24 protein-coding genes are annotated in these 25,814 nt (G+C 70.0%); 13 read left to right on the plus strand and 11 right to left on the minus strand.

Going from position 1 to position 25,814, the window contains the following annotated elements:
- Nucleotides 1-3: 3 nt before the first annotated feature.
- Complete coding sequence (locus INQ48_37490) at nucleotides 4-660, minus strand: glutathione S-transferase family protein (protein QRF61101.1); 657 nt, start codon at nucleotides 658-660, stop codon at nucleotides 4-6.
- A complete protein-coding gene (locus tag INQ48_37495) occupies nucleotides 660-1,643 on the minus strand; it encodes a tripartite tricarboxylate transporter substrate binding protein (GenBank protein ID QRF61102.1) in 984 nt (327 codons plus the stop codon). Before INQ48_37495 ends, INQ48_37490 begins: the two co-directional genes overlap by 1 nt.
- A gap of 99 nt (nucleotides 1,644-1,742) precedes the next feature.
- Here INQ48_37495 and INQ48_37500 point away from each other — a divergent pair, with 99 nt between their 5' ends.
- From INQ48_37500 to INQ48_37520, 5 genes are all read left to right on the plus strand, one after another.
- Nucleotides 1,743-2,264, plus strand: coding sequence for a helix-turn-helix domain-containing protein (locus INQ48_37500; GenBank protein QRF61103.1), 522 nt, complete (start codon nucleotides 1,743-1,745; stop codon nucleotides 2,262-2,264).
- A 105-nt stretch (nucleotides 2,265-2,369) separates the two neighbouring features.
- Nucleotides 2,370-5,729 (plus strand): glycosyltransferase, encoded by a 3,360-nt coding sequence (locus INQ48_37505; protein QRF61104.1) that lies wholly within the window; start codon nucleotides 2,370-2,372, stop codon nucleotides 5,727-5,729.
- 343 nt (nucleotides 5,730-6,072) lie between these two features.
- Entirely contained in the window at nucleotides 6,073-6,945 is an 873-nt protein-coding gene (locus INQ48_37510; protein ID QRF63137.1) for an AraC family transcriptional regulator, read from the plus strand.
- 249 nt (nucleotides 6,946-7,194) lie between these two features.
- Entirely contained in the window at nucleotides 7,195-7,470 is a 276-nt protein-coding gene (locus INQ48_37515) for a hypothetical protein (GenBank protein QRF61105.1), read from the plus strand.
- 400 nt (nucleotides 7,471-7,870) lie between these two features.
- A complete protein-coding gene (locus INQ48_37520) occupies nucleotides 7,871-8,887 on the plus strand; it encodes a hypothetical protein (GenBank protein ID QRF61106.1) in 1,017 nt (338 codons plus the stop codon).
- Nucleotides 8,888-8,920: 33 nt separating this feature from the next.
- On the opposite strand, the gene INQ48_37525 is transcribed toward INQ48_37520, so the two are convergent.
- Entirely contained in the window at nucleotides 8,921-9,679 is a 759-nt protein-coding gene (locus INQ48_37525; GenBank protein QRF61107.1) for a hypothetical protein, read from the minus strand.
- 240 nt (nucleotides 9,680-9,919) lie between these two features.
- Between INQ48_37525 and INQ48_37530 the strand changes: the two genes are divergently transcribed.
- Nucleotides 9,920-10,714: a CHAP domain-containing protein gene (locus INQ48_37530; protein QRF61108.1), complete on the plus strand. Its 795-nt coding sequence runs from the start codon at nucleotides 9,920-9,922 to the stop codon at nucleotides 10,712-10,714.
- 12 nt (nucleotides 10,715-10,726) lie between these two features.
- The gene (locus INQ48_37535) at nucleotides 10,727-12,298 is read left to right on the plus strand and encodes a hypothetical protein (GenBank protein ID QRF61109.1); all 1,572 of its coding nucleotides are present in this window, start codon (nucleotides 10,727-10,729) and stop codon (nucleotides 12,296-12,298) included.
- Nucleotides 12,299-12,314: 16 nt separating this feature from the next.
- On the opposite strand, the gene INQ48_37540 is transcribed toward INQ48_37535, so the two are convergent.
- Nucleotides 12,315-12,926, minus strand: coding sequence for a CHAP domain-containing protein (locus tag INQ48_37540; GenBank protein ID QRF61110.1), 612 nt, complete (start codon nucleotides 12,924-12,926; stop codon nucleotides 12,315-12,317).
- Between the two features lie 110 nt (nucleotides 12,927-13,036).
- Nucleotides 13,037-14,041, minus strand: coding sequence for a PhnD/SsuA/transferrin family substrate-binding protein (locus tag INQ48_37545; GenBank protein QRF61111.1), 1,005 nt, complete (start codon nucleotides 14,039-14,041; stop codon nucleotides 13,037-13,039).
- Nucleotides 14,042-14,268: 227 nt separating this feature from the next.
- On the opposite strand from INQ48_37545, the gene INQ48_37550 reads away from it, so the two are divergent.
- The gene (locus INQ48_37550) at nucleotides 14,269-15,423 is read left to right on the plus strand and encodes a hypothetical protein (protein QRF61112.1); all 1,155 of its coding nucleotides are present in this window, start codon (nucleotides 14,269-14,271) and stop codon (nucleotides 15,421-15,423) included.
- A gap of 27 nt (nucleotides 15,424-15,450) precedes the next feature.
- Here INQ48_37550 and INQ48_37555 read toward each other — a convergent pair whose 3' ends face one another.
- Nucleotides 15,451-16,410 carry an autoinducer binding domain-containing protein gene (locus tag INQ48_37555; GenBank protein QRF61113.1) on the minus strand — a complete coding sequence of 320 codons (960 nt, stop codon included), beginning with the start codon at nucleotides 16,408-16,410 and terminating at the stop codon, nucleotides 15,451-15,453.
- 300 nt (nucleotides 16,411-16,710) lie between these two features.
- Between INQ48_37555 and INQ48_37560 the strand changes: the two genes are divergently transcribed.
- On the plus strand, nucleotides 16,711-17,526 hold the full coding sequence (locus tag INQ48_37560) for a helix-turn-helix domain-containing protein (protein QRF61114.1): 816 nt from the start codon (nucleotides 16,711-16,713) through the stop codon (nucleotides 17,524-17,526).
- A 21-nt stretch (nucleotides 17,527-17,547) separates the two neighbouring features.
- On the opposite strand, the gene INQ48_37565 is transcribed toward INQ48_37560, so the two are convergent.
- Entirely contained in the window at nucleotides 17,548-18,747 is a 1,200-nt protein-coding gene (locus INQ48_37565) for a hypothetical protein (protein ID QRF61115.1), read from the minus strand.
- Nucleotides 18,748-18,962: 215 nt separating this feature from the next.
- Between INQ48_37565 and INQ48_37570 the strand changes: the two genes are divergently transcribed.
- The 3 genes from INQ48_37570 (at nucleotide 18,963) to INQ48_37580 (ending at nucleotide 21,475) form a co-directional block, all read left to right on the plus strand.
- Entirely contained in the window at nucleotides 18,963-19,388 is a 426-nt protein-coding gene (locus INQ48_37570; protein QRF61116.1) for a tripartite tricarboxylate transporter TctB family protein, read from the plus strand.
- Nucleotides 19,389-19,398: 10 nt separating this feature from the next.
- Complete coding sequence (locus INQ48_37575; GenBank protein QRF61117.1) at nucleotides 19,399-20,928, plus strand: tripartite tricarboxylate transporter permease; 1,530 nt, start codon at nucleotides 19,399-19,401, stop codon at nucleotides 20,926-20,928.
- Nucleotides 20,929-21,142: 214 nt separating this feature from the next.
- Entirely contained in the window at nucleotides 21,143-21,475 is a 333-nt protein-coding gene (locus INQ48_37580) for a hypothetical protein (protein QRF61118.1), read from the plus strand.
- Between the two features lie 4 nt (nucleotides 21,476-21,479).
- Here INQ48_37580 and INQ48_37585 read toward each other — a convergent pair whose 3' ends face one another.
- The 4 genes from INQ48_37585 to INQ48_37600 all read right to left on the minus strand — a co-directional run bounded on the left by INQ48_37585 (nucleotide 21,480) and on the right by INQ48_37600 (nucleotide 24,724).
- Nucleotides 21,480-21,731, minus strand: a complete 252-nt coding sequence (locus INQ48_37585; protein QRF61119.1) for a hypothetical protein — start codon at nucleotides 21,729-21,731, stop codon at nucleotides 21,480-21,482.
- A complete protein-coding gene (locus INQ48_37590) occupies nucleotides 21,728-22,858 on the minus strand; it encodes a PAS domain-containing sensor histidine kinase (protein ID QRF61120.1) in 1,131 nt (376 codons plus the stop codon). The genes INQ48_37585 and INQ48_37590 overlap by 4 nt, the downstream gene beginning before the upstream one ends.
- 5 nt (nucleotides 22,859-22,863) lie before the next feature.
- The gene (locus tag INQ48_37595; protein ID QRF61121.1) at nucleotides 22,864-23,676 is read right to left on the minus strand and encodes an alpha/beta hydrolase; all 813 of its coding nucleotides are present in this window, start codon (nucleotides 23,674-23,676) and stop codon (nucleotides 22,864-22,866) included.
- A 91-nt stretch (nucleotides 23,677-23,767) separates the two neighbouring features.
- The gene (locus INQ48_37600; GenBank protein ID QRF61122.1) at nucleotides 23,768-24,724 is read right to left on the minus strand and encodes a LysR family transcriptional regulator; all 957 of its coding nucleotides are present in this window, start codon (nucleotides 24,722-24,724) and stop codon (nucleotides 23,768-23,770) included.
- 103 nt (nucleotides 24,725-24,827) lie between these two features.
- On the opposite strand from INQ48_37600, the gene INQ48_37605 reads away from it, so the two are divergent.
- On the plus strand, nucleotides 24,828-25,805 hold the full coding sequence (locus INQ48_37605) for a tripartite tricarboxylate transporter substrate binding protein (protein ID QRF61123.1): 978 nt from the start codon (nucleotides 24,828-24,830) through the stop codon (nucleotides 25,803-25,805).
- The last annotated feature ends 9 nt before the right edge of the window (nucleotides 25,806-25,814 follow it).

Raw genomic sequence — 25,814 nt, forward strand, 5'->3', positions numbered from 1 at the left:
TCCTTAAGGGGTTTCGCTGGTCGAGAAGGTCTTCTCGGGATGCGCGGGAAAAAGTGCCTGGTAGCCGTCGAGGTCCTCGATGCGCGCGAGCCAGGCGCGGATCGCCGTGAAGCCCTGCAGCTCGATGCCGCCCATGGGCGCGAGTCGCGTGTAAGGGTACAGCGCCACGTCGGCGATGCTCGGGTGCGTGTCGGTGGCGACCCAGGCGTCGGGGCCTTGCCGTTCGAGCCGCGCTTCGAGCAGCGCGAGCGCGGCCAGGGCCTCGTGCCGATGGGCGAGGAATTCGGGACTCGCGGGATCGCGGTCGCGGTGCAGCGCCAGGTGCAGGCGCAGCTTCGCGAGCGGCTTCATGTGGCGCTCCTGCTCGAAGGACAGCCAGGTCAGCACGCGCGCTTGCGCGAGCGGCTCGGCGGGCCACCACGGCGAGCCCTGCGCGAGGAAATGGAGGATCGCCATCGATTCGGCGATGCAGTGGCCGTCGTCCAGTTCGAGCACCGGCACCTGCGCGAGCGGCGCGATCGCGAGGAAGTCGGGCCGGCGCAGGTCGCCGCGGTCGATCGAGCGCGTGTGCCGCTCGAGCGGCAGGCCGAGCAGGCCGGCCATCAGCCGCACCTTCCAGGCATTGCCCGAGCGCAAGGTGTCGTGGAGCTTCATGGCCATCAGTCGACCTTGGTGCCCGCGGCGCGCACCACGCGCGTCCACTTCTCGGTCTCGGCGCGCAGGTGCTTGCCGTAGGCGGCGGCGCCCGTGGGCAGCGGCTCGATGCCGAGTTCGGCCAGGCGTGCCACCAGGGCAGGGCGCTTGAGCGCGCGCGTCAGTGCCTCGTCGACCACCGCGACCTGCGCCGGCGGCGTGCCGGGCGGCGCCAGCAGCGCATTCCACGAGCCGATCTGGAATTCGCCCAGGCCCTGTTCCTTGCTGGTGGGCAGGTCGGGCACGGCGGGGTTGCGGTGGTCGGCGGCGATCGCGAGCATGCGCAGCTTGCCGGCCTTGGCCTGCGGCTGGATCACGGGAATCGCGTCGATCACGATCTGGACCTGACCGCCGAGCGCGGCGTTCACCGCCTCGGCACCGCTCTTGAACGGCACGTGAAGGATGTCGCTGTGCGTCGCGAGCTTGAACAGCTCCAGGCCCAGGTGCGGCGAGCTGCCGTTGCCGGCCGAGCCGAAGTTCAGCGTGCCGGGGTTCTTCTTCGCGTAGGCCGCCAGCGCGGGCAGGTCCTTCACGCCATCGAGGCCCGCGACCGCGAGCACATAGGGCGAGTTGCTCACCAGCGAAACGGGCGTCAGCGCCGCCGGGTCGTAGCCGAGCCGCGCGTAGATCATCTTGTTGACCACCTGCGTGCCCACCGTGCCGAGCAGCAGCGTGTGGCCGTCGGGCTGCGCCTGCGCCACGGCCTGCGCTGCGATCGAGCCGCCCGCGCCGGGGCGGTTGTCGATCACCACCTGCTGCTTCAGTTCCTCGCCGAGCGCCTGGCCGATGAGCCGGCCGGCCATGTCGGTGATGCCGCCGGCGCCGAACGGGATCACGAGCCGGATCGGCTTGGAGGGATAGGGCTGGGCCTGGGCCGCCGCGCCGACGCAGGCCAGCGTCAGTGCGAGGACAGGGGCGATCCAGCGGCGGAACGGCGAACGTGCGGACATACCATACTCCTGTGCGGCGCGGGATCGGCCGCGTTGCGTGTGCGATCGAGGGTCGAGAAACAAATTTATTTTAGGACACAAGTGTCCTAAAGAAAAGCCATGTCCATCAAGTTGAAGTTGTTGCGGGTCCAGACCGGGCTCACGCTGGAAGGGTTGGCGCAGGCCACCGGACTGACCAAGAGCTACGTGTCCAAGCTCGAGCGCGGCGTGTCCACGCCCTCGGTGGGCGCGGCGCTGAAGCTGTCGAAGGCGCTGGGCGTGCAGGTCGAGGAGCTGTTCGCCGAGTCGTCCGAGGAGGACCCGGTGGTCATCCACCGCCAGCAGCCGGCGGCCGCGGGCGGCGCGGCGCGGCTGGTGTCGGGCTCGCTGCCGGGCCATCGCATGGTGGCCTTCGTGCTGCACCCGACCGACGAGCCGGTGCGCAACCATCCGATGAGCCACCACGAGGGCGAGGAGATCCTCCACGTGCTCAAGGGCCGCATCACGCTGCAGCTCGCGAGCCGCACCGAAACGCTGTCGGCCGGCGACACCGCGCATTTCAACGCGGGCATCCCGCACAAGATCACCTCGGTGGGGAAGACGCCGGCCTCGGTGCTGCTGGTGATCGCACAGGCGGAATGAGCGACTGAACGCCGGGCTGCGATTTCAGTCCTGCCGGCTGTGGCCCGTCGGGCCTCGCGTCGGAAGAATCGTCGGGCTCCGAGTCAGCCCGCGCAAAGCCTTCCGATGTCCACGCTCCCCACCTTCACCGCCGCTCGCGGCCTTGCCCCCAAGAGCTCCTCCGCCTCGCAGGCACCGGCGTCGCGCGCCTGGAGCGTCCACGCGCCCTTCGTCGCGCTGCTGCTCGAGCACACCCGGCCTGCGATCGTCGTCGACCTGGGCGCGGACGGCGGCGTGGCGGGCGCCACGTTCAGGCAATGCATCGCGCGCGGCGCGGCCTGCCATGCGGTGGACACGCGGCTCGCGGGCCACCGCGAGGCGGCCGCGGCCTTCGCGGACGGCAGCATCGACCTGCTGCACGTCGATGCCGCCGACCCGGCCCGGCTGGCCACGCTGGACCTCGCGCCGTGGCGCGCCAAGCTCGGCCCGCGCGCGCTGGTGCTGGTGCACGGAACCCGCGCCAGTCGCAAGCTGCGCCGCCTGTGGGCGCTGCTGCGGCAGCGCCATCCGTCCTTCGAGTTCGAGCAGGGCCTCGGGCTCGGCGTGCTGTGCCTCGGGCCGCGCGTGCCGCCGCTCGACGGCGTGCTCGCGCGCCGCATCGAGGGCCAGGCGCAGGAACTCGAACGGCTGCGCAGCCAGGCCGCGGACGCCACGGCCAAGCGCGAGCGGGCCGAGGAAATGCTCGAGACGCGGCACTTCGAATCGCTCGAGAAGGACGTGGAGATCGCCGAGCGCGATGCACGCATCCTCGCGTTGAAGGCGCATGCCGTGGCGCAGGCCGCGCGCATCGACAGCTTCGAGGGCAGCCTCGGATTGCAGCTGGTGGTGTTCTACGGCGGGTTGCGGCTGCGCGTCTTTCCGGCGGGCACCCGCCACGGCGATTTCTACGAGCGCTGCCGCGGGCAGTTGCTGCGGCTGGTCCGGCGCTGGGTCGCGCATCGATCGGACCGGCGCGCGCTCCCATCGCCCGAAGCGATCGCCGCGCTGGCCCCGCGCGATTTCGCGCGGCAGCGGCCCTGGCTCGCGCCGCTCACGCCGCTGTCGCGCCAGAGCCTGGGCGCACGCATCCTCATCGTCGCCGAGCTGTCGCTGCCGGCCTGCAAGCGCTACCGGGTCGACCAGAAGGTCGACATGTTCGAGCACCTGGGCCTGGAGACTACGGTGCTCGACTGGCGCGACGCCGAAGCCTGCCGCGCGGCCTTGCCGTTCCATGGCCTCCTGATCCTCTATCGCGTGCCGGCCGTGCCGCACATGGTGCTGCTGGCGACCGAGGCCCGGCGGCTGGGCGTGCCCAGCTTCTTCGACGTCGACGACCTGATCTTCGACTGGGACGCCTATCGGCGGCAGTTGCTCGCCTCGGGTGCGGCCTCCGACGGCCTGGCATCGGCGAAGGCGACGACGGCCCGGTACCGCCAGATGCTGAGCCATTGCCAGCATGGCATCGGCAGCACGGCCGCGATCGCGCGCGGCATGGGCGAGATCGTTCCGGGCAAGACGTACGTGGTGCCCAATGCGCTGGACGAGCGCATCCTCGCGCTCGCAGCGGAGCTCGAGCGGCGTCCTGTGAAGACCGATCCGCGCTTCGTCACCATCGGCTACGGCAGCGGATCGCGCACGCACGACGGCGACTTCGGTGTCGTGGCGTCGGCGCTGTTGGCCGTGATGCAGCGCCATCCGCAGGTGCGGCTCGCGATCCACGGTCCGCTCGAGCTGCCGGCGCCGTTCCGGCGCTTCGCCGACCGGGTGTTCCAGATTCCGTTCCTGCAGGGCGACGATTACCTGCGCGCGCTGGCCTCCTGGCAGATCAGCATCGCGCCGCTCGAGGACAGCCTGTTCAACGAGGCCAAGAGCAACATCAAGTTCATCGAGGCGGCGATCCTCGGCGTGCCGAGCATCTGCTCGGGCACGGGGCCGTTTCGCGAAGCCATCGAGCACGGCCGCACGGGCCTGATCGCCGACACGTCCGAGGAATGGGAGGCGGCCCTGACGCGGCTGGTGCTCGACGCCGGCCTGCGCCACGGCATCGCGCAGGAAGCCCGCCGCGCCGTGCTGTCGCGCTACCACCCGCGGGTGGTGGCCACGCGGCAGCTGCAACAGGTGGTGGAACCGCTGCTGCCCGCGCCTTCCACGCGGCTGAAGGTGCTTGCGGTGAACGTGCTGTTCGCGCCGGTGAGCTTCGGCGGCGCGACCGTGGTCGCGGAGCAGCTGTGCCGCCGGCTGCAGGCCGACGGCTGCGACGTCATCGTCTTCACCGCCATCCTCGGGTCCGAACTCGAGCCGTACAGCGTGATGCGCTACGAGGTCGACGGGCTGCCGGTGATCGCGGTGCAGGTGGCCGACGACACGCAGCGCGCGCTCGACTACGACGATCCCCGGGTGGGCGAGATCTTCGCGCGGCTGCTGAAGTCGCTGCGGCCCGATGTCGTGCATTTCCATTCGGTACAGCGACTCGGCGCGACGATGGCCCACGCCTGCGTCGACGCCGGCGTGCCTTACGCCATCACCTTGCACGACGCCTGGTGGCTGTGCGAGCGCCAGTTCATGGTGCGCGACGACGGCGTGTACTGCAACCAGAAGGCGATAGACCTGCGCGCCTGCTCCAAGTGCGTGCCGGACAGCGGCTTCACCTTCAAGCGCCGGTTCTTCCTCGGCGATGTGCTCGACCGCGCGAGCCTGCTGCTGGCGCCCAGCGAATTCCAGCGCGAGCTCTATGTGGCGAACGGCGTCGCGCCGCAACGGATCGCGGTGAACCGCAACGGCGTGCCGCTGCCCGCGCGCCCGCGGCCGGCGCGCCGGCCGGAATCGCCGTTGCGCATGGCCTACCTCGGCGGCCGCGCGGTGCACAAGGGCTACTTCTGGCTGCGGGAGATCCTGGCGGGCATGCGCGCGGGCGGCTACGAACTGGTCATCACCGACATCGCCCTGCGCACCGGCGCGGCATCCGTGAACGTCACCGAGTGGCGCGTGCCGGGCCGCGTGTGCGTGGTCGCGCCGTTCGAGCAGGCCGAGATGGACGCGTTCTACGACGACATCGACGTGCTGCTGGTGCCCTCGCTGTGGAAGGAGAGCTTCGGCCTGGTGGTGCGCGAGGCGCTGGCGCGCGGCATCTGGGTGATCGCGACCGCGGCGGGCGGTGTCGTCGAGGACATCGTCGATGGCGTCAACGGGCGCGTGGTCGAGATCGGCGACACCGATGCGTTCCGCGGCGCGATCGAGGACGCGCTGGCCAGTCCCGATCGCCTGCCGCTCGGTGGCGTCAACGCGATGCTGCCGCGCATCCGCGGCTACGACGAGCAGGCCGCCGAGCTCAAGGCGTATCTGCAGCGCATCGCAGCGCCGGCGGCGCGCGTCGTCGACACGACGCAGCGGGCGTGGCGCGCGCCGGTGATCCCGATCGCCGTGCATGGCGACGTTCCCGGCGCCTGAGGCGTAGGCCGAATGGCCGACCCGGAAATCGGGTCGTTACTCACGGATGGGAGGGGGCGGGACGCGGGGCAAGGGCTTACAAATCGCGGGTGGGTTCTTCGGGCCCATGCCACCACCCTTTCACCACGAATTCATGCTCTGGATGTCCTTCTCCTGCCGGCGCGGGCAGAACCCGCTCCCGTCGTCGCCGCATGCCGCGCCGCGCCGGTCCGAGCGGCCATCGGAGCGCTGGCGGCATGGCGATTCGGCCGCGCTCGCGGCCTTGCTGGCCAGGGAGGCGCCTCGCATTCCGGTGCCCGAGGCCGCGCCCGCCGAATACGCGCCCGAGTCCCTGGTCCGCAGCATGCGCTTCGAGCCGGCCCTGCATTTCCAGGTCGAGCTCGGCCCCCGTTTCTGCGTTCGCGTCGAGAGTCGGCGGCGTACGCCGCTGTACGTGGTCGGCGGCCGCGATTGCTGGCTGCAGGTCGGCGGGGAGCCGGCGCTGCACCTGCGGCATGGCGACGTGGTGTTCCTGCCGCGCGGCGATGCGCACCGTGTCTTCTCCGATCCCGGCCTTCCCGCGTCGAGCCTCGACGAACTGCTGGCGCGTTCCTCCGGCGCCGAGCGGCACGCGCAGGCGGGCGGCGAGCACAGCGTGTGGAGCGGCGGCTTCTACCGTTCGGTGGAACTGGCCGCCCATCCGCTGGTGGCGTCGCTGCCGCCCGTGTTGCATCTGCGTGCCGCGGACGCCGCGCCCTGGCTGCGCTCCATGGCGGACGCGGTGCGCTGGATGGCCGACCGCAGGGCCGGCGGCAACGGCGTGGGCGTGACCGAGATGCTGGTCGCGCTGATGCAGCATGCGGTGCTGGCCTGGTTGCGCAATCCCGAGGTGGGCTTTCCCTTCGCGGGTTCTCCGGGGCTCGAGCTCTGCGATGCCAGGCTGCTCACGGCGCTGGAGGCGATCCATGACCGGCCCGCCGATCCATGGACGCTCGAATCGCTCGCCGCGCTGTGCCACATGAGCCGAACGGCCTTCGCCACCCGATTCCGCGCGCAGATGAATCTCTCGCCGATGCAGTACCTGGCGCGCTGGCGCATCCACCTCGCTTCGCGGCTGCTGCGCGAACGCCGGCTGACCCTGCAGCAGGCGGCCGATGCGGTGGGCTATTCGACCGGCGCGATCCTCGCGCGTGCCTACAAGCGCGAACTCGGGAGCTCGCCGTCGCACGCTGCCTGAGGGTGCGCCCATCCCCCAGTTGGATGAGGCGTGCGTCGGGCGCAACGCCGCGACGAAATTCCGTCGGCATGCGATCGATCCGTCACCAGGGCGCTGCTTCGCGCCCATAAGATGCGGCCCGCGGGCACATGAGGGACGAGGAGGGCCGTGCACCGCGCCCATCGCGGCGTGTTCGGCCGAGTCCCCCCGACGCTCGCTTTCACTCCCCTGATCGACGTGGCGCGCGGCGCGCTTTGACAGAAGGCATGCGTGATGGTCATCTCCAGAATTCGCAAGACCCTGCTGGCCGGATGCTGCTTGCTGGCCGCACTGGCCATTTCGGCCCAGCAGCCGCTGCCGGGCGTTCCGGGCCTCAGCTACAAGATCGGACGGCCCGCCGTTCCGGCCGCGGCCTGTCAGAAGATCACCGTCACCGAATTCAGGTCGATGGTGAGCAAGGCGTTCCAGAAGTCGGGCTTCTCGCTCGTCGCGGTGGATGCGCAGAAGAACAAGTCGACGGTGTTCCAGTTCAGGTTCGATGCCTGACGCTGCCATCCCTGCGAGATCACCGAACAGTACGACCCCTACCAGCAGCTTCCGCCGGCGGGCTTGTCGGGCACCGCGAGCCGCGCAACCCTGGAGTCGAGATTCACGGCGGCCCGGGAGCGCGGCCTACGAGACGATGCGGACCGATCTCGAGCGCCATCTGCGGCCTGGCTCCGTGTTCGCGGTCGCCCCAGGCAGGCACCCCTCCGATCGCCGCGGCCGGTGCCCACGCTGCCCGCCGTGACATGCGTGCAACAGCAGGAGAAATTCCCGCGCACTGACGACCTGCTCCGCCGGGGATCGCTTCTCCGGGCGAGTAAAATTTATTTACAACTACACACGGGACGAGGAGACAAGGGGAGGCGTGGCCAACTCGCTTCCCTGTCCCGGCAAGACAACAATGAACACATCGCTTCGCCTGCTGCCGGCCGTCCTCGGGATCTCGGTCATCCTGTCTTCTTGCGGCGGAGGTGGCGGCGGAGCCGGCAGCTATGGCGGACTGCCACCGGCCACGGCGGCCGCGCTGGCGACCATCGAGGAAGCCCGCAATCCCCCCGCGACCGTGCCCGATCCCGTCACCCGCCCGCTGCGGACGACGGTCTACACCTTCCAGCTGGGAACCGTCGATGCGAGCAGCTTCGACACCTTCTCGACCGAGCTCACGAGTCCCGCGCTCGCCGGCTACCTGCTGGATCGGATCGTCTTCGTCGATGCAACGGCGCGTGGCCAATGGCGGGCCATCTACCAGCGCAAGGGCCAGACGGCGCGCTACGAGCATCGCTTCGTCTCGACGGGCGCGCCGCTGACGCTGGCCGATTTCCAGGCGCAGGGCGCGGAGGGCTATCGCCTCACGCCGGGCAGCGGTGCCCAGCCGAAGAGCGTCTTCAGCAAGGTGTTCGGCGAAGCCATCCAGTACGGCTATGTCGATGCGATCAAGGTTCCGCTCGCCGCCGCGACGTCGCAGGAGCTGCTGCGGCCGCTCAACGACCTGGGCAAGCTGGGCTACTGCGGCACCCAGGTCCAGGGCACGGGCTTCGCCCTGGTGAAGGAGACGCCATCGACCTCGCGCTGCGTCTTCGAGCTGGTGGCCGCCAAGTCCGGCGGGAACACCGGCTTCGTCGCGGAGCAGAACGAGCAGGGCGCCAAGGGTTCGGTGTTCGTGACCTCGGCCCTCGTCGGCGAGAACGTGATGAACCTGTACGTGAGGGACGAGACGCAAACCTCCAGCTTCAAGTTCGAAGCCGTGGACGTGACGGCGACGTCCAGGCCGAACACCATCGAACAGGCGGCGGAGCTGTTGGCCGTCCTCAATCGCGAAGGCGCGGTGGGGGCCAGGCCCTTGCGCACGTACCAGGACGGCGGGCGTCCCTACATCCTCTTCATGACGGCCTTCGATTGCAGAGGGTTGCTCTGCTAGCGCTGCCCTGGTGAAGCTCGTCGTCGGCGCAATCTACTGCCGACCCGCCGCCTTCACCGTGTCTTCCACCCGCCCCAGTTCGGCCTGCGTCTGCGGTCCGGCATTGCGCGCACGCACGGCCGGCAGCACCCGGTGGGCCGTGGCGATATCCGGCGGCGTCCACGCGCGCGGATCGGTGCGCGACAGGAAATAGAGGACGTTGATCAGCCCGCTCGGCGACAGCTTGTCGAGCTGGTCCGCATCGAGCAGCTTCAGGGCCAGCGCGATCGCCTCGGCCGAATCGTTGAAGTCGCGCTGCAGGCGACCGGTCGCGCGGCGCCGCTCGTCGGCACCGGCGGCATTCACCTGCGACACCAGCCGCACGAGCTCCGCGTTCTCGATGCTGGCGATGGTGGCTACGCCCTGCGCAGCGGCCTTGCGAACCTGTTCATCGGGCGACTGCTGCAGCCCGGCGAGCAGGCCTTCGGCTTCTTCCTTGGAGAGCGCGAGCCGCACCATGGCCAGTGCCGCGTTGCGCTTGGAGCCGTCGGCCGCGCTGAGCTCGGGCACGAGGCCATAGACCCACTTGTAGCGCTCCACCCGCTCCTTGGACTCCTCGACGCTGGTGCTGCGCCGGCGCAGTTCGGCATCGAGCGCGGCGGTCTGCACCTTCAGGTCGGCTTCGCGCTGGTCGATCTGCTGCTTGGTCTGCGCGTTCCAGGCCGTGAGCGCGATGGTGACCAGCGAACCGGCGATGCCCACCACGGTGGTGGCCCGCTGCAGCCACGATGTCTGGGAAGGAAGATCGCTCATGGGGAACCGGACGCGAAGTCCGCCGTGCCGCAGGGAACCTGCCGATGGCCGTGACGGTAAGGCGCGCGTCCGGCACCGACCATCCTCCCGAGGAAGTAGAGCAAGCGGGATATAGGCGTGGGATGGCGGCGGTGAAAGACTCGAACCCACAACAACAAGAACATGACCCGCGTGCAACGGCGGGCATGTCAGTCGCACGGTGGATTCGAGGTCGATTCGATCAACTTGGGGGACCATGCCATGCAATATCCCGGCCGCGTCATCAAGCAGGGCGAAACCGATGCCCGCATCGTTAAGGAACTCAAGAACCGGTTGAATCGGGTGCTGGTCCTGAAGGGCGGCGAAGCGGTCAAGCTCGATCCCCAGCAGCCGAGCTTCGGCCCGATGATGAAGAGCGCGGTCAAGCTCTTCCAGTCGCGCAGCGTGGACAGCGAAGGCCATGTGCTGAAGATCGACGGCGAGGTCGGCAGCATCACCTGGGCAGCCCTGTTCGGCGACGACCAGGTGCCCGTGGCCACCAGCACCACCGACGATCTGCTGAAGCGCGCACTGGCGGTTGCGTCGGGCGAGGAATCTCGCCAGGTGCGCGAAGTGCCGCCCGGCTCCAACCGGGGGCCCGACGTGGAGGCCTACCTGCGCAGCACCGGGCTCGGCGGCGGCCACTCGTGGTGCGCGGCCTACGTCTACTGGTGCTTCGAGCAGGCGGCCCGGCAACTCGGCCGCGCCAACCCCTTGTTCAAGACCGCGGGCTGCCTCGCGCACTGGAACGGCGCGCCTTCCAAGGGGGCGCGCCGCATCAACGCATCCGCGGCCAAGGCCGACCCGGCCGTGCTGCAGCCCGGCATGATCTTCATCATGGACCACGGTGGCGGCCTGGGTCACACCGGCCTGGTCGAGAGCGTGACGGGTGGGATCATGACGACGCTCGAGGGCAATTCGAATGTGGGCGGATCGCGCGAGGGGATCGGCGTGTTCAGGCTGACCCGCAAGGTCAACAGCGTGAACAAGGGCTTCATCGACTACGCGGGTCTCTGAGGAACGCCGGCCATGAGCAACGCACAGCATCCCTATCACCCGATCATCTACGTGCGCGGCTTCGCCGCCACGCAGGGCGAGATCGAGGAGACCGTGGCCGATCCCTACATGGGTTTCAACATCGGCTCGACCAAGACGCGCATGGCCTGGACCGGCGACATGCGCCGCTTCTACTTCGAGTCGCCGCTGGTCCGGCTGATGGGCGACCACCGCTACGAGGACGTGTTCGTCGATGGCGACGACCTGATGGCCGCCACGCGCGCCGACCAGGCGGTGCCCTACCGCAGCATCGTCATCTACCGCTACTACGACGATGCCTCGAAGGACTTCGGCAACGGCAAGACGCCGCCGATCGAGACCTTCGCGCAGGGGCTCGGCCAGCTGATCCTGCGCCTGCGCGAGCGGGTGTGCGCGAACCCGAAGAACGCGATGGCGCCGGCGGACTTCAAGGTCTACCTGGTCGCGCATTCGATGGGCGGCCTGGTCTGCCGCGCCTTCCTGCAGAACCCGAAATTGGGTTCGGCCGAGGCGCGCGCGGCGGTCGACAAGCTCTTCACCTATGCCACGCCGCACAACGGCATCGACATGCGCATCGTGCGCAACGTGCCGGGCTGGCTGTCCTTCGGCGACGCCAACAACTTCAACCGCGAGCGCATGGCCGGCTACATGGCCGTGCCCAAGGGCGACGACGTGTCGCTGGTGACCAACTTCCCGCCCGAGCGGGTGTTCAACCTCGTGGGCACCAACGCGCGCGACTACGCGGTGGCCGGCGGCCTCTCGGCCTGGGCCGCGGGCGATGCCAGCGATGGCCTGGTGCGCATCGAGAACGCCACCACCCACGGTCTGGCGGCCGACGGAACGGATGTCGGTTCGCCGCGCGCCTTCGTGAATCGCAGCCACTCGGGGCACTACGGCATCGTCAATTCGGAAGAGGGCTACCAGAACCTCACGCGCTTCCTGTTCGGCCAGCTGCGCGCCGACGGCATCCTCGACATCGACGACATCACGCTGCCCGAAGAAGTGCAGGCGGCGCTCGACGAGGGCAAGAGCGTGAAGGCCTCCTACCAGTTCGAGGTGGTGGCCAGCGTGCGAGGCGCGCAGTGGCAGATCACGCGGCGCGAGGCGCGCGAGAACTCGGCCATCTTCCGTTGCTACGACGAGCTGTTCCCGGCCCAGGGCAAGCAGCGCACGCCCGACCGCGGCAAGAGCCCGCACCTGTTCTCGCTGTTCCTCGACCCGAGCAAGAGCGTCGTGGCCTCGGGCTCGGTCAGCTTCGCCTTCGACATCAAGGTGCTGGTGCCCGACTACGAGATCGACGGGCTGCTGTTCCTCAAGCGCCACTACGAAGGCGGCTTCGTCTTTCGCGACCTGATCATCGTCGAGGCCTTTCCGGATGCGGCCGCTCCCTACGGGTGGCGCGTCTTCTATGGCGCGCAGGACGTCCATCCGGGCAAGCCCGGCATCGAGGCCACGCTGTACCCGCTGGAGGGCACCGACGGCTATGCCTTCGACATGACGATCATCCAGGACGCGCGGCCCGGCCTCACGGGCACCTTGCGCGTGGAGATGCGGCCCTGGCGTTGAGCTGCCTGCGCCCGACTCAGGACGGCGCCTGCGCGCGCCGCAGCCAGCCCAAGGTGCCGCCCTCCACATGCCAGTTGCCGTCCCGCGCCTCGAGCACGAGCCGCGCGCGGCTCTCGCCGAACGGCCCGGGGTTCTGCTGCACGATCTCGATCTCCCGCTCGCCCACGCCCGCCACGATCGCGACATGCCCGTAGCGATTGAGCAGTGTCGGCGTGAACACGATCAGGTCGTCGACCTTGGGCTTCTCGGCCTGCCCGTTGCGGTACTGCAGCAGCGCGCGCTTGGCATTCGGCTGGCCCTGCGGCGTGGTCGCGTCGTAGAAGTCGCGGGCATGGCCGTAGGCGTCGGGCATGCGATGGCCGAAGCGCTCGAAGTAGTAGCGCTTCACGAACTCCACGCACTGGTACTGGATGCCGAGGTTGTAGCCGTCGCTCGACAGCGCGCGGCCCTCGGCGTTGTTCACGCCGCCGTTGTAGTAGACCTTCACGCCGTTGAACTCGTCGACCACCGCGCCGACCTTGCGCGCGGGGTTGAGGTTGAAGTAGGTGGCGCCCCAATAGCCGGCGATGGCCAGCGCGGCGATGGCGGCGAGGGTGAGGAGCAGGAGGGCGGGGCGGCGAAGGGGCATCGGTGGCGAAGGAACGGTGGCGGGCATGAACGCCCGCCATCCTCGCACGAAGCCCGAAGCGGACTGCCGAAGAGCCACGGAAACCGGTGACCATGACGGCGCACCAGCACTCAGGCCGCCCGCTCCTCGTCGCGCAGCAGCACCGCCTTCTGCCGCTCGTAGTCGGCCGCGATCTGCGCCAGCCGGCGCCCGCGCGCGGCATCGCTGGTCCATCGAGCGGCGCGCACGCGCTGCAGCGCGAGGTCGCGCTGCAGCTGCGCCACCGGCAGCAGGGCCGCATGCGGCGCGGCCTCGTAGCCGGCCGGCGCGTTCAGCGCGCGCAGCACGGCGCGTTCCCGGGCGCTGCGCGGCCCGGCGGCGGTGCCGTAGCGCAGCAGGAAGCGGCGGAGCTCCTGGCGCGTGGCGCGCGGCCAGTCGGCGCGGATGGCGAAGCGCTCGGCGGGCAGGGGCTCGGATTGCCAGACGATCCTGAGCTGCCGGCCCTCGGGCGGAAAGCGTCGGCAGAACAGGCGGTGGTCGTCGAGCGTGCCGGTCGCGATGTCGACATCGCCGTTGGCCAGCGCGAGGCTGCCCGCGAAGGTGGAGCCGACGGTCTCGGTGCGAAAGGCGGTCTCCATGTCGATGCCGCGCGGCAGGAACAGCCGCGCCTGCGGCAGCACGTAGCCCGCGATGGAGCGCCGCTCGCCGTAGGCGATGCGCCAGTCCTGGGGCTCGGCCAGCAGCCGGTCGAGCGCATCGGGCGGAGCGGCGCGGCGCACCAGCAGCACCGCGCGATTGGGGTCTTGGGCCGCGGGGCGCCTCGCCTGGGCGAGAATCCGCATCCGCCCCTCGACCACCGCCTGCAGCGCGGCCTCGGGGGCCAGGAAGCCGGCGTCGACCTCGGCGTGCGCGACGGCCCGTGCCAGCGATTCGAGGCTGGACAGCGTGGCGGTCTCGAGCGCGCAGCCGACGGCGGCGCACAGCGGGTGCAGCAGCGGTTCCCACGCGGCGCGCGAGGCCAGGGCCTCGTCGAGCAGCGGCAGGGCGAAGCGCAGCCGGGCGGAAGACGCAGGGGAGAAGGCCTCGCTCGAGGCCGCCGAGGCTGGCGCTAGACGCGAGCCCGACAACAGGAGCATGCCGGCGCCGCCGCGCGCGACACGCAGCAATGCGTCGCGCCGGGTGGCACCCGTTGGTGCATGCGAAGGGGGAAGGAAGGACGGTGCCATGCGGATTCACGAAGAACGCTGGTAGAGCCCGAACGCGCCGCGGCGCGCCATGGCGCGGCCGCCGTCCGGCCAATGACAGCAGGGTTTGGAGTCTGCGCATCCGCCTCCGCGCGCGCTACTCCCGAACAGGAGGGAACATGGGTCTGGAATCCACGGCGCTGGCCGACGCGGTCCGGCGCCTGTATGCCGAGGTGGCGGCGCCGGGTGCCGGCGGCGTCGACCTCAACGTGCTGCGCGAGTGCATCGGCGCCGAGCACGTGGTGATGACGAGCATGCACGACGGCGACACCGAGTGGCGCGCCTGCACGCAGTTCGGCCAGGTCGAGGAGCGCGAGCTCGGCCAGTGGCTCACGATGGCCGACCACGAGTCGCTGATCCGGCTCACGGCCTCGGGCCTGCCGGTGCGCACCTCCACCTTCCTGAGCCGCCGGGCGATGGCCAGCACCGAGCTCTACCAGGAAGTGCTGCGGCCGCTCAACGGCGGCCTGGCCGCGGTGTCGTACTGGCGCGAGCACGACGGCTGGCGTGGCCTCAGCTACTGCCGCTCGCTCGAATCGGGCCACGATTTCCGCGAGGACGAGCTGGCCTCGATCCAGGCCCTGGTGCCGCACCTGCGGACCATCGAGCAGCTGCATGCGCAACTGCGGCAGCGCACGCGCGCCAGCGTCGACGCGGCGCACGACATGCTGAACCTCGCGCCGCAGGCGGTGATGCTGCTCGACGCCGCGGGCCGCGTGGTGTTCCTCAACCGCAGCGCGGGTGCGTTGCTGGCGCAACCCGGTTGCGGCCTGCGCGCCGACCGCGAGGGCCTGCGCGCGCGCGACGGCGCCGAAGACCGCCGGCTGCGGCAGGCGGTGCGGCTCGCGGCCGAGCTCGCGCCCGAGTCGCGCCGCGCGGCGCTCAGCGAGGGCGCGGTGGCGGCGCGGGGCCTGCCGGTGACCATCCGGCGCATGCCGCCGCTGCGGCCGCTGATCCTGTCGGTGGTGCCGGCGGCCAGCCTGTCCGCGCAGGCCGAGTTCGGCAGCGCGCGCGTGGCGGTGATGGTGCACAACGCCGGCACCGACGGCACCATCGCCGCGGCCCGGCTGGTCGAGGCCTACGGGCTGACCGCGCGCGAGGCCGAGCTGGCCGTGCTGCTCGGCAAGGGCGAGGACCTGGCCGGCGCGGCCGGGCTCATGGCGCTGTCGGCGGGCACCGCGCGGCAGTACCTCAAGCAGATCTTCGCCAAGCTGGGCGTGCAGCGGCAGGCCGAGCTGGTGCGCCTGCTGGTGGCGAGCTTTCCGCAGGAGTGAGGCCGAAAGGCCTCGCGCACATCGCGCTCAGGCGGCCGGCGCGCCGGGCGGCATCGCGCGCGCGGCCGCGTTCACGAGCTGCACGCGGTTGCGCACCTTGAAGCGCGCGCGCAGCTGCCGCAGGTGGTAGTCGACCGCATGGCCCGACATCTGCAGCCGGTGCGCGATCTCCTTGTCGCCGCGGCCCTGCCGCAGTTCCTCGAGGATGCGCAATTGCATCGCGCTGAGCATCCTCGACGCGTGGCCGATGTCGCCGAGCGGGCTGGCCGCCGGTGCCGAGGCGAGGCCACAGGACTGCACGCGCCGGTGGAAGTCCTCGGCCAGCATGCGGGCCAGCGCGACGATGCCCGCGCCGATCCACGCGCTGTCCGTGCGTTCCGACTGCAGGCTCACCAGCGTGTGCTCGCCCAGCGGCAACGACAGCGGCGGCGCGGGCAGCCTGAACAGCACGCCGCTGCCGATGCCGCTGGCGCGCAGGTCCTCGAGAAAGCGCTCATGCAGCGCGAAGCGGGTGTCCTCGGGCGGCCACTGGCGCGCGAGGCCGTCGCGGTCCCAGACCCACGGGCCGGCGCTGCGCTGCGCGGCCTCGACGCGCGGATCGACCTCCTGGTATTGCTGCGAGAAATAGCGTTCGGTCCAGCGCGGATTGGCATGGCCGGTGAAGAAGCTCGAGGGCCGCCACCGGCCCTGCGCCAGCGCCACGGTGCCGTAGGCGAACCACTGGAAGCCCAGCGCATGCAGCATCGGGCCCATGCGCAGCAGCGGGTCGTCCTCGCCGGTCGCAGCGCCGCCGTCGACGGCGTGCGGCAGCGGGCCGTCGGTGACGAAGCGCACCGGCGCCGCGCCGTGCGGCGGCAGCCCCGTCATGCCGCGCAGCATGGGGTCTCCCGACGGCATGGCGGGCGGTGGCGTTTCGGCGCGCGGCTGCGGCAGTTCGGACGAGCGCGCGCTGCGTCGGTACGGCAGGAAGACATGGGCGGCGGGCAAGGGTTCGATGCGGTGGACGAGGCGGGTGGAGGCCGCGCGCGGCGCGCGGCGAGCGTGCGGTCCGGGGAACGCCGGACCGGCGCTGCGACCGGTGCGCGAGAGGCCTCTGGCAACGGTGTGAAGGCATGTTGCCGCCGCTGCCGAAGGGCGTCGATAACCTTCCAGATAATGGCCGCCGCGATGCGCAATGGCGCTACCGCCTGTTACCCCGATTACGCGTGTTTGTTGCGTCCGCGACGAAGCGTTTGGCGCGCCGATCGGGTCCAATGGCGGGCTTTTCGATCCCTGGATCCCGATCCCATGAGCCTGCCTCCGCTGCTGCGCCATACGAGGGCGAGCAAGAACATCTCCCAACTCGATCTGTCGCTGCGGCTGGGCGTGTCCCAGCGGCACGTCAGCTTCCTCGAGACCGGCCGCGCCGCGCCGAGCCGCGACCTGCTGCTGGCCTGGATGAACGAGGTCGAGGCGCCGACCTCGCTGCGCAACGCGGCGCTGTCGCTCGGCGGCTTCACCACCGTCGCCGGCGCGGAGGGCGCCTCGTGGATCGGCATGACCGACGCCAACGAGGCCGCGCTGCAGCGCATGGTGCAGCTGCACAACCCGCTGCCGGGCCTGGTGTTCGATCCCGACTGGAAGATGCTCGCGACCAACTGCGCGGGCCAGTGGCTCTGCACGGTCGTGATGCCGGCCTACTGCGAGGCCATCGGGCATCGCTTCGAGGGCCTGGACATGATCGACTGCGTGGCGCACGACGACGGCCTGCTGAGCCATTCGCGCAACGCGGCGCAGGTCGGCGCCAGCCTGCTCGCGCAACTGCAGACCGAGAGCTGGCTGCGCCCGTCGCTGCGCCCGCGCGTCGATCGGCTGGCCGAGTCGCTGCACCGGCGCTACGGCCGGCTGCCCGAGATGCCCTCGCTGGGGCTCGCCACGCCGAGCCTCAACCTGAGCTTCGACACGTCGCTGGGCGTGCTGAGCTTCTCCACCTTCCAGAGCGCCTTCGGCATTCCGCAGGACATCAACTCCTCGTCGCTGCGCATCGAGCTGTGGTTCGCGGCCGATGCGCACACGCGCGAGGTGATGAGCGACGCCGATGCCGAAGCGGAGGCCTGCTGCTGAGGGCGCGACGCCGGCGCGGCGTCAGGGCAGCTTCGCCGCCACGCGCGCGGCCAGCGCGTTGACGCGTTCGCGCGCCACCGCATGCAGCGCCGCGTCGCGCTCGCCGCCGCCCACGCGCACCTCCACGCTCAGCAGCCCCTTGCGGATCTGGATGCGGTTGAGGATGTCGATGAAGGCCTCGTCGCCGAGGCCCGCCACCGGCGTCTTGGGCTCGCCGACCTTGCGCGAGATCTCGAAGTAGCGCTGCGAAAACGCGGGCGTCGACGCGAGGTTGCGCACGCTCATCTGCACCTGGTGCGAGACGGTCACGCGCTTGCCGTCGACGGTGTCGGTGCGGCGCAGGTTGTAGAGGCAGCCGATCGGCTTGGGAATCTCCTCGATGCGGTTCTCGCGCGACTCGTGCGTGATCTTTCCCTTGAACTGCACCGGCGTTGCGATCGTCATGTCGGGGAAGACGGCCTTCACGTCCTCGGTCGTCATCAGCGCGCAGGCATCGGGCCACTGGTCGGCGGGCGCGGTCTGCGACACGCGCGTGTCGGCCGGCACCGCCACCGCCGCCTGGGCAGCGATCGGCGCCGCGGCCGCCACCATGCCGACGCCCGGCTGCCAGCGCGCGAGCGCCTGACGCGCGAGCGCGCTCGCATTGCCGGGCGTCTGGCTCGAATAGGGATCGAGGCTGGCGAGCACGATCAGGTCGCCCTTGCGCGCCTGCACGGCGATCCGGTGCGCGCTGGTCTCGAGGAAGGCCTCCTCGCCCACGTCGGCCAGCGGCTCGATGCGCAGGCTGACCTTGGGATCGGCGGCCACGCGTTCGCGCGCGGTGCGCAGCGAGGCGAAGCTGTCCCTGGCCGTGCCGCGGCCGACCGCGGGCGAGTCGCCCCAGCGGATCACGGTCAGGCTCGCGAAACGCGCGACATCGGTCTTCGAGGTCGGGCTCGGCAGGCGCACCACGTAGGTGCAGCTCTCGGCGTACTGCGGGCCGCGGCTCAGGGGGCTCAGGGTCGGGCCCTTGTCGGTGACCGGGCGTCCGGGGAACAGCGCCTCGAGGTCGGCGCGCGGCATCAGCCTGCAGGCATCGGGCGCGTTCGCGGCCATGGGAGAAGGCGCGGGCGGCGGCGCGGCTGTCACGGTCGCGCTCTGCGCGAGGGCGGCGGCATGGACCGCGCCGGCCAGCAGCAGCCAGGCGGGGCGGATCGGGGCGAGGGGGCTAGAGGTTTTCAAGCGGACTCCGGTATTCGGGTAAACGCGTAGAAGCGGCGCAAGGCGCGCATCCTCGCCGCGCCGGCGCGGGCCGTCGATTACCTGCGGCGTAGTCGGCCGTACGTAGTTCCCGAGGCCCGCGTGTCAGTTTTCGGTCAGCCGCCGACGCCGAGCATCCCTGCCTCCATCACAACAGGCCGCAAGCGCGCTGCGCAGGCACGCCCACAGAGACAGACATGAACGACCGCAACCTAGGCAGAGGGCTCTTCCTCATCGCCATTTCCCTCCTGTTCGGCATCACCGCCGCGCGCAACTACCCGATCGGCGACTTCTCGCGCGCGGGTCCCGGCATGTTCCCGTTCATCGTCAGCATCCTGCTCGGCCTGATCGGCGTGGCCACCGTGATCCGCTCGCGCTTCGTCGCGCGCCAGCCGATGGAGCTCAACCTGCGCAACATCGGCATCGTGATCGGCAGCCTCTGCGGCTTCGCGCTGATCTCGGAGCACATCAACATGGTCGCGGGCATCGTGTTCATGGTGTTCGCCTCGACGGCTGCCGGCCTCTCGTACTCGTGGGTGCGCAACGTCAAGATCTCCCTCGGCCTGGTCGCGATGGCTTTCGCGCTCCAGAAGCTGCTGGGCCTGAACCTGCCCCTGCTCTGAGGACCGCGCCATGGAAGTCTTGAACAATCTCGCGTTCGGTTTCTCGCACGCGCTCACCATGCAGAACCTGCTGTTCTGCGCCATCGGCTGTACCGTGGGCACCCTGGTGGGCCTGCTGCCGGGCCTGGGCCCGCTGGCCACCATCAGCCTGCTGCTGCCGCTGACCTACTCGATCCCCACCGGCGGCGCGCTGATCATGCTGGCCGGCATCTACTACGGCGCCCAGTACGGCGACAGCGTGAGCGCGATCACGATGAAGATCCCGCATGCCAGCAGCATCGTGGCCTGTATCGACGGGTACGCGATGACGCTCAAGGGCCAGACCGGCCTGGCGCTGTTCACCGCGGGCTTCTCGAGCTTCGTGGGCGGCACCATCGCGATCGTCGTGCTGGCGTGGATGGCGCCGATGCTCGGCGAAGTGGCCTTCCTGTTCGGCCCGGCCGACTACTGCTCGATGATGCTCGTGGGCTTCGTGTGCGTGAGCTTCGTGACCACCGGCAGCCTGCTCAACGGCCTCGCGATGTGCTTCATCGGCGTGCTGCTCGGCCAGATCGGCACCGACGTCAACAGCGGCATGCAGCGCTACACCATGGACCTGCCCTTCCTCGCCGACGGCGTGGGCCTGGTGAGCATCGCGCTGGGCTGCTTCGGCATCGCCGAGATCACCAAGAACCTCGACGCGCGCGAGGAGCGCTCGCCCTTCAACGGCAAGATCAACCTGATCCCGACCTGGGCCGAGTTCAAGCGGATCATCCCGAGCGCGCTGCGCGGCGGTGCTATCGGTTCGTTCCTGGGCATCCTGCCCGGCGGCGGTCCCTCGATCGCCCAGTTCGCGGCCTACGCCATCGACAAGAAGGTCAGCAAGTACAAGCACGAGATCGGCACCGGCTGCATCGAAGGCGTGGCCGGCCAGGCCGCTGCCGACGAAGCCGCCGCGCGCACCAGCTTCATCCCGCTGATGAGCATCGGCATCCCCGAGAACCCGGTGATGGCGCTGATGCTGGCCGCGTTCGTGATCAAGGGCATCCAGCCCGGTCCGAACATGATCGCCAGCCACCCCGACCTGTTCTGGGGCCTGGTGGCCAGCATGTGGGTGGGCAACTGCTTCCTGCTCGCGCTCAACGTGCCGCTGGTGCGCTACTGGCTGTCGGTGTTCAAGATCCCGTACGCCGTGCTGTTCCCGTCGATCCTGTTCTTCTGCTGCATCGGCACCTACAGCGTCAACAACAGCCTCGACGACATCTTCATCACCGCCGTGTTCGGCTGCCTCGGCTATGCCTTCATGCGATTGGAACTGGACGCCGCGCCGCTGATGTTGGGCTTCATCCTCGGGCCGATGCTGGAGGAGAACTTCCGGCGCGCGATGCTGATCAGCCGCGGCAGCTTCGGCGTGTTCGTGAACCGCCCGATCAGCGCCACGCTGCTGGGCCTGATCGGCGTGTTCGTGGTGTGGCAGCTCGTGGCCTTCGTGCGCTCGATCCAGAAGGCGCGGCGCGCGGGGCCGGCGGCGTTGCCGGCGAGCGAGGCGCATGGGGCTTGAGGGGCGATTGCGCCCGGCAAGCTCGCACTGAGCCGTCGTTCACGGGCTGATGCCCGAGAAGGACACGGAGCCGGCCCGTTGAAGCCGGCGATGGACGCCCGATGGATCTCATCGGGCGTTTTCTTTTTGGGGAGAGGCGACCCTCGTTTGCCGGCACGTCCATGGCGGTAGCATCCGGCCAAGACCATCCATTCCCTGTCGCCTCCCCACGAAGATGAGCCGCGTCACCATTTCCACCGCGCCGTGCGACCCATCCGCTTCGCTGGTTAGCGAGATCCGGCGCGTGACGAAGCTCGGGGTCCTCGATGTGCGAGGGCGCCTTTCCAGCGGAATCCCGGTGTTCGATCAGGAGCTTTTCTCCAATCGGACGGAAGACGTCTTCGCCAAGGCGCGCGCGTTGCTCTCGGCGCTGGAGGGCGGCGGGCATCGGCCTCTCGTCGCAGAGGATGGCCGGCCCATCACGCCCGAGATCCTGCGAACCATCTTGCAGGCGTCCGAGGAGGGGGCCGAGGCGCTTCGCCGGCTCGATGACCTGGGACATGTGTAGGCGTTCACTGGAATGACGCGATGAGAAGCACGAGACCGCCCACGGCAGCGGCGATCAGCGCGCAGATGCCGGCGGCCGCCAACATGTGCGTCGCATGGCGGCGGTCATTGGCGGCGTCGTCGTGCCGGAAGCCGCGCAGCAGGCCGTTGGCAAGTGCGAGCAGGTGGAGCAGCGCCCCGAACGCGGCAAAGATGCCGGCCAGCATGGCAAAGCCCAGTGCGGCCCACGACAGGTTCGCGATGACCCTGGCGATCATGGCGCTTCGGCATGCGCGGGAAAGCGCAGGCCAAACGAAGTGCCATCGGCCACCGTCGACGTCACGCTCATGTCGCCGCCATGGGCGCGCGCGATCTCGCGGACGATGAAGAGGCCCAGCCCGACGCTGCGCACGGTGTTGCTGCCGGTCTCGCCGCGGACCATGGGTTCGAACATGTCGGCCAGCACCGCGTCGGGAATGGGCGCGCCGAGATTGCGCACCACGATCTCGGCCGTGGCGCCGGCCACGCCCGAACGGACGAACACGGGCGTGTCGACCTGGCCGTATGCGGCCGCGTTGCTCACGAGGTTGCCGATCAGCTGCGCGAGACGGTCGGCGTCCGCCACGCAGGCGCTGTCGCCTTCGGGCATGTACTCGATCGTCCGGCCCGGGTAGGCCAGGCGCAACTCCGCCAGCGCGCCGTCGACCACCTCGTGCAGGTCGATCGCCCGGAGGTTGACGGTGAGGCCCTTGCCGACGCGTGCCTGGGTGAAGTCCAGCAGCTCCTCGATGAGCCGCCGTGCCCGGTCGGCCGAGTGCCGCACGTGCCCCAGGATGCGGGTACGGCGCTCGCCCTCGACATGCTCGAGCATCTGGACCCCCATCAGGATGGCCGACAGCGGATTGCGCAGGTCGTGGCTCACGATGCCGACCATCTGCTCGGCGAACAACGCGCGGTCCCGCATCAGGCTGCGGGTCTCGCGCTCGGCCTCGAGCAGCGCGTCGGCCTTGCGCCTGGCACCCATCAGCTCGCGTTCGTAGCGGCTGCGGTCCTCGGCGGCGAAGGCCGCGATCTCGTCGAACTCGCCTTCGGGCCGCTGGCGCCGGCGGGCGTTGAGGATCATGGGGATGGTCCGGCCGTCGCGATGGCGCAGGTCGAACTTCACCTCGGCCAGCGATCCCTGCATCTGCAGCGAAGGCGCCCAGTGCGTCTGATGGAAGATCCGGCCGCCCATGGTGAACAGGTCCTGCAGTCGCTTCGCGCCGACGAGTTCGTCGCGAGGAATGCCGATCCAGTCGCAGAAGGTGCCGTTGGCCTTGACGATCGTGCCGTCGCGCGTCGTCACGAGCAGGCCGCACGGTGCCTCGTCGAAGAGGCTGGCGAGGTCGGGGATGGCCTGCGTCATCCGGCTCACGCCGACGCAAGCGGCAGCGCGGCGAGGAAGGCCTCGATCGCATCGCAGCACGCGCCCGGCGCGCTCAGGTGAGGGCAGTGGCCGACGTTCTCGACGACACGCAGGGTGCTGTGGGGGAGGACCCGGTGGATGTACTCGCCAACGACGAGCGGCGCGATCAGGTCCTCGGACGACTGGACGATGAGCGTGGGCGTGCGCAGCTTCCCCAGGTCCTCGCGGTTGTCGGACAGGAAGGTGACCCGAGCGAACTGCCTGGTGATGTCCGGGTCGGTGCGGCAGAAGCTCGCCGTGAGCTCCTCGCCGAGCTCGGGCCGCTCGGGCACGCCCATGATGGCGGGCGCCATGCTGCTCGCCCAGCCGAGGTAGTTGCTGTCGAGCGTGTCGAGCAGCGAGTCGATGTCCTCGCGCGCGAAGCCGCCCACGTAGTCGCCATCGTCGATGTAGCACGGCGAGGGGCCGATCATCACCTGCGCCGCGAAGGTGCCGGGCGACTTCAGCTCGGCGAGCAGGCCGATCATGCCGCTGACGGAGTGGCCCGCGAAGATCGCGGGGCCCGTCGCCACGTCGCGGACGACCTCGAGCAGGTCGTCGGCGTAACCCTGGAGGCTCGAGTACTTCGCGGCGTCGTAGGCATCGAGGTCCGACTGGCCGGCGCCCACCAGGTCGAAGGTCACCACCTTGTAGCGATCCGCGAACCGTGGCGCCACGAGTCGCCACATGTTCTGGTCGCATCCGAATCCATGGGCGAAGACGATGGCTGTCGGCCCGGAACCCTGGATCCGGATGTTGTTTCGGTGGTGGACGTTCATGAAAAGCTCAGACGCGGTCTGAGGCGATGAGGCGAGAGGAGTAGCAAGAAGTATCCATTTTGCGCCGATTCGGTGAACGCCAGCCGCTCGTTCAAGACCGGCGCGTGCGTTGCGGCGACCGGGCCTTCGCCGCCTTGGCCGCCTTGGCCGGCCCCACGCTCGAGCGGCTCGCCAGCGCCAGCATCTCCAGAAACGCCGCCGCCGCCGGCGACAGGCTGCGCCCCGCGCGCCGGATCACGCCGATGGTGCGCCCGATCTCGGGCCGTTCCAGCCGCACGCCCACCACGGCCGCCGGCTTGCGTGGCAAGGTGAGCTGCGGCACCACGGCCACGCCGAGGCCGTTCTCGACCATGCCGATCAGCGTGGAGACGTGGCGCACCTCGCACACCGGGCGCGGCAGCGGCGGCAGCTCGGCCAGGGCCTGGTCGATGAACAGGCGGTTGCGGCTGGCCTGCGAGACGCGCGCATGCGGGTACTGGGCGAGCTCCTCCCAGCCCACGGACTTGCGCCGCGCCAGCGGATGGTCCGCGGGGCAGGCCAGCACGTAGGGCTCCTTGAGCAGCGGCGTGAACTCCACCTCGGAGTCCTGCATGCCGATGTAGTTGAGCGCGAAATCGGCCTCGCCCTGCTTCACGCTGGCGAGCACCTCGTCGGCACCCTCCTCGATGATGCGCACCAGCACATGCGGATGACGCGCGCGGAAGGCCTGGATCACAGGCGGCATGAAGTGGTGCACGGTCGACAGCACGCAGCCGATGGTGACGTCGCCGGCCTCGAGCTCGGCCGCGTCGCGCAGGCTCAGCACGGAGCGGTCGAGGTCGTCGACCAGGCCGCGGATCTGGCCGAGGAAGCGCCGGCCCAGCAGGGTGAGCTCGACGCTGCGCGTGGTGCGGTCGAACAGGCGCACGCCCAGCAGTTCCTCGAGGTGCGAGATGCGCCGCGACAGCGCGGGCTGCGACAGGTGCAGGGTGCGCGCCGCCGCGGCGAAGCTCTGCAGCTCGCCCACGGTGACGAAGGCGCGCAGGTCGGCCAGCGAGGGCTTCAGCATCGGGTCTCACTCATGCAGTTCATGCAATAAACCCCCAAAAACTTGCAATTTACTGCAATGACGCCCAGGCAGAAGATGCGCGGCAGAACAAGGAGACAACGACATGCAACGCCGCCAACTGCTGCTGACCGCTTCCGCGGTCTCGGCCACCATCGCGATGCCCCGCTTCGCCATCGCGCAGGACTTTCCGAGCAAGCCGATCCGCTACATCGTGCCGGTCGCCGCCGGCGGCGGCAACGACATGATCGCCCGCGTGGTCGCCGAACGCTGGGGCCGCGCGCTGGGCCAGCCCTTCGTCATCGACAACCAGAGCGGCGGCGGCGGCGTGGTGGCCTGCCAGAACACGGCGCGCGCCGCGGCCGACGGCTACACGCTGATGCAGGGCTATGTGGCGACCCACGGCACCACGCCCGCGACGCGCCGCGTGAGCTACAACGCGATCAAGGACTTCACGCCGATCGGCATGATCGGCGCCACGCCCAACGTGCTGGCCATCAATGCCGACGTGCCCGCGAAGACAGTGGCCGAGTTCGTCGACTACGTGAAGCGCAATCCCGGCAAGGTGAGCTACGGCTCGGCCGGCGCGGGCTCGCTCACGCACATGACGATGGAGCTGTTCAAGCAGGAGACCGGCGTGGTGATGGTGCACGTGCCGTACCGCGGCATCGCGCCGGCCATCAACGACGTGCTCGGCGGCCAGACCCAGGCCATGTTCCCGGGGCTCGCGGCGGCGCTGCCGCACCTGCGTTCGGGCCGCATGCGCGCGTTGGCCGTCACCGGCAGCAAGCGCAGCGCGCAGCTCAAGGACGTGCCGACGATGGACGAGGTCGGCTTCAAGGGCTTCGACGCGATGCAGTGGTACGGCTCGGTCGGCCCCGCGGGCATGCCGGCCGACGTGGTGCGCCGCCTCAACGAGACCCAGGTCGCGGTGCTCAAGGCGCCCGACCTTGCCGAGAAGCTCGCGAGCGAGGCCGTCGAGCCCTGGCCGATGACGCCCGACCAGTTCGGCAAGTACATCGGCTCGGAGATCGCACGCTGGACCGCGCTCGCCAAGGCCCGGAACATCCAGCTCGACGAGTAGGTCCGGCCG

It is taken from the genome of Variovorax paradoxus, assembly GCA_016806145.1.
Classification (GTDB): Bacteria; Pseudomonadota; Gammaproteobacteria; order Burkholderiales; family Burkholderiaceae_C; genus Variovorax.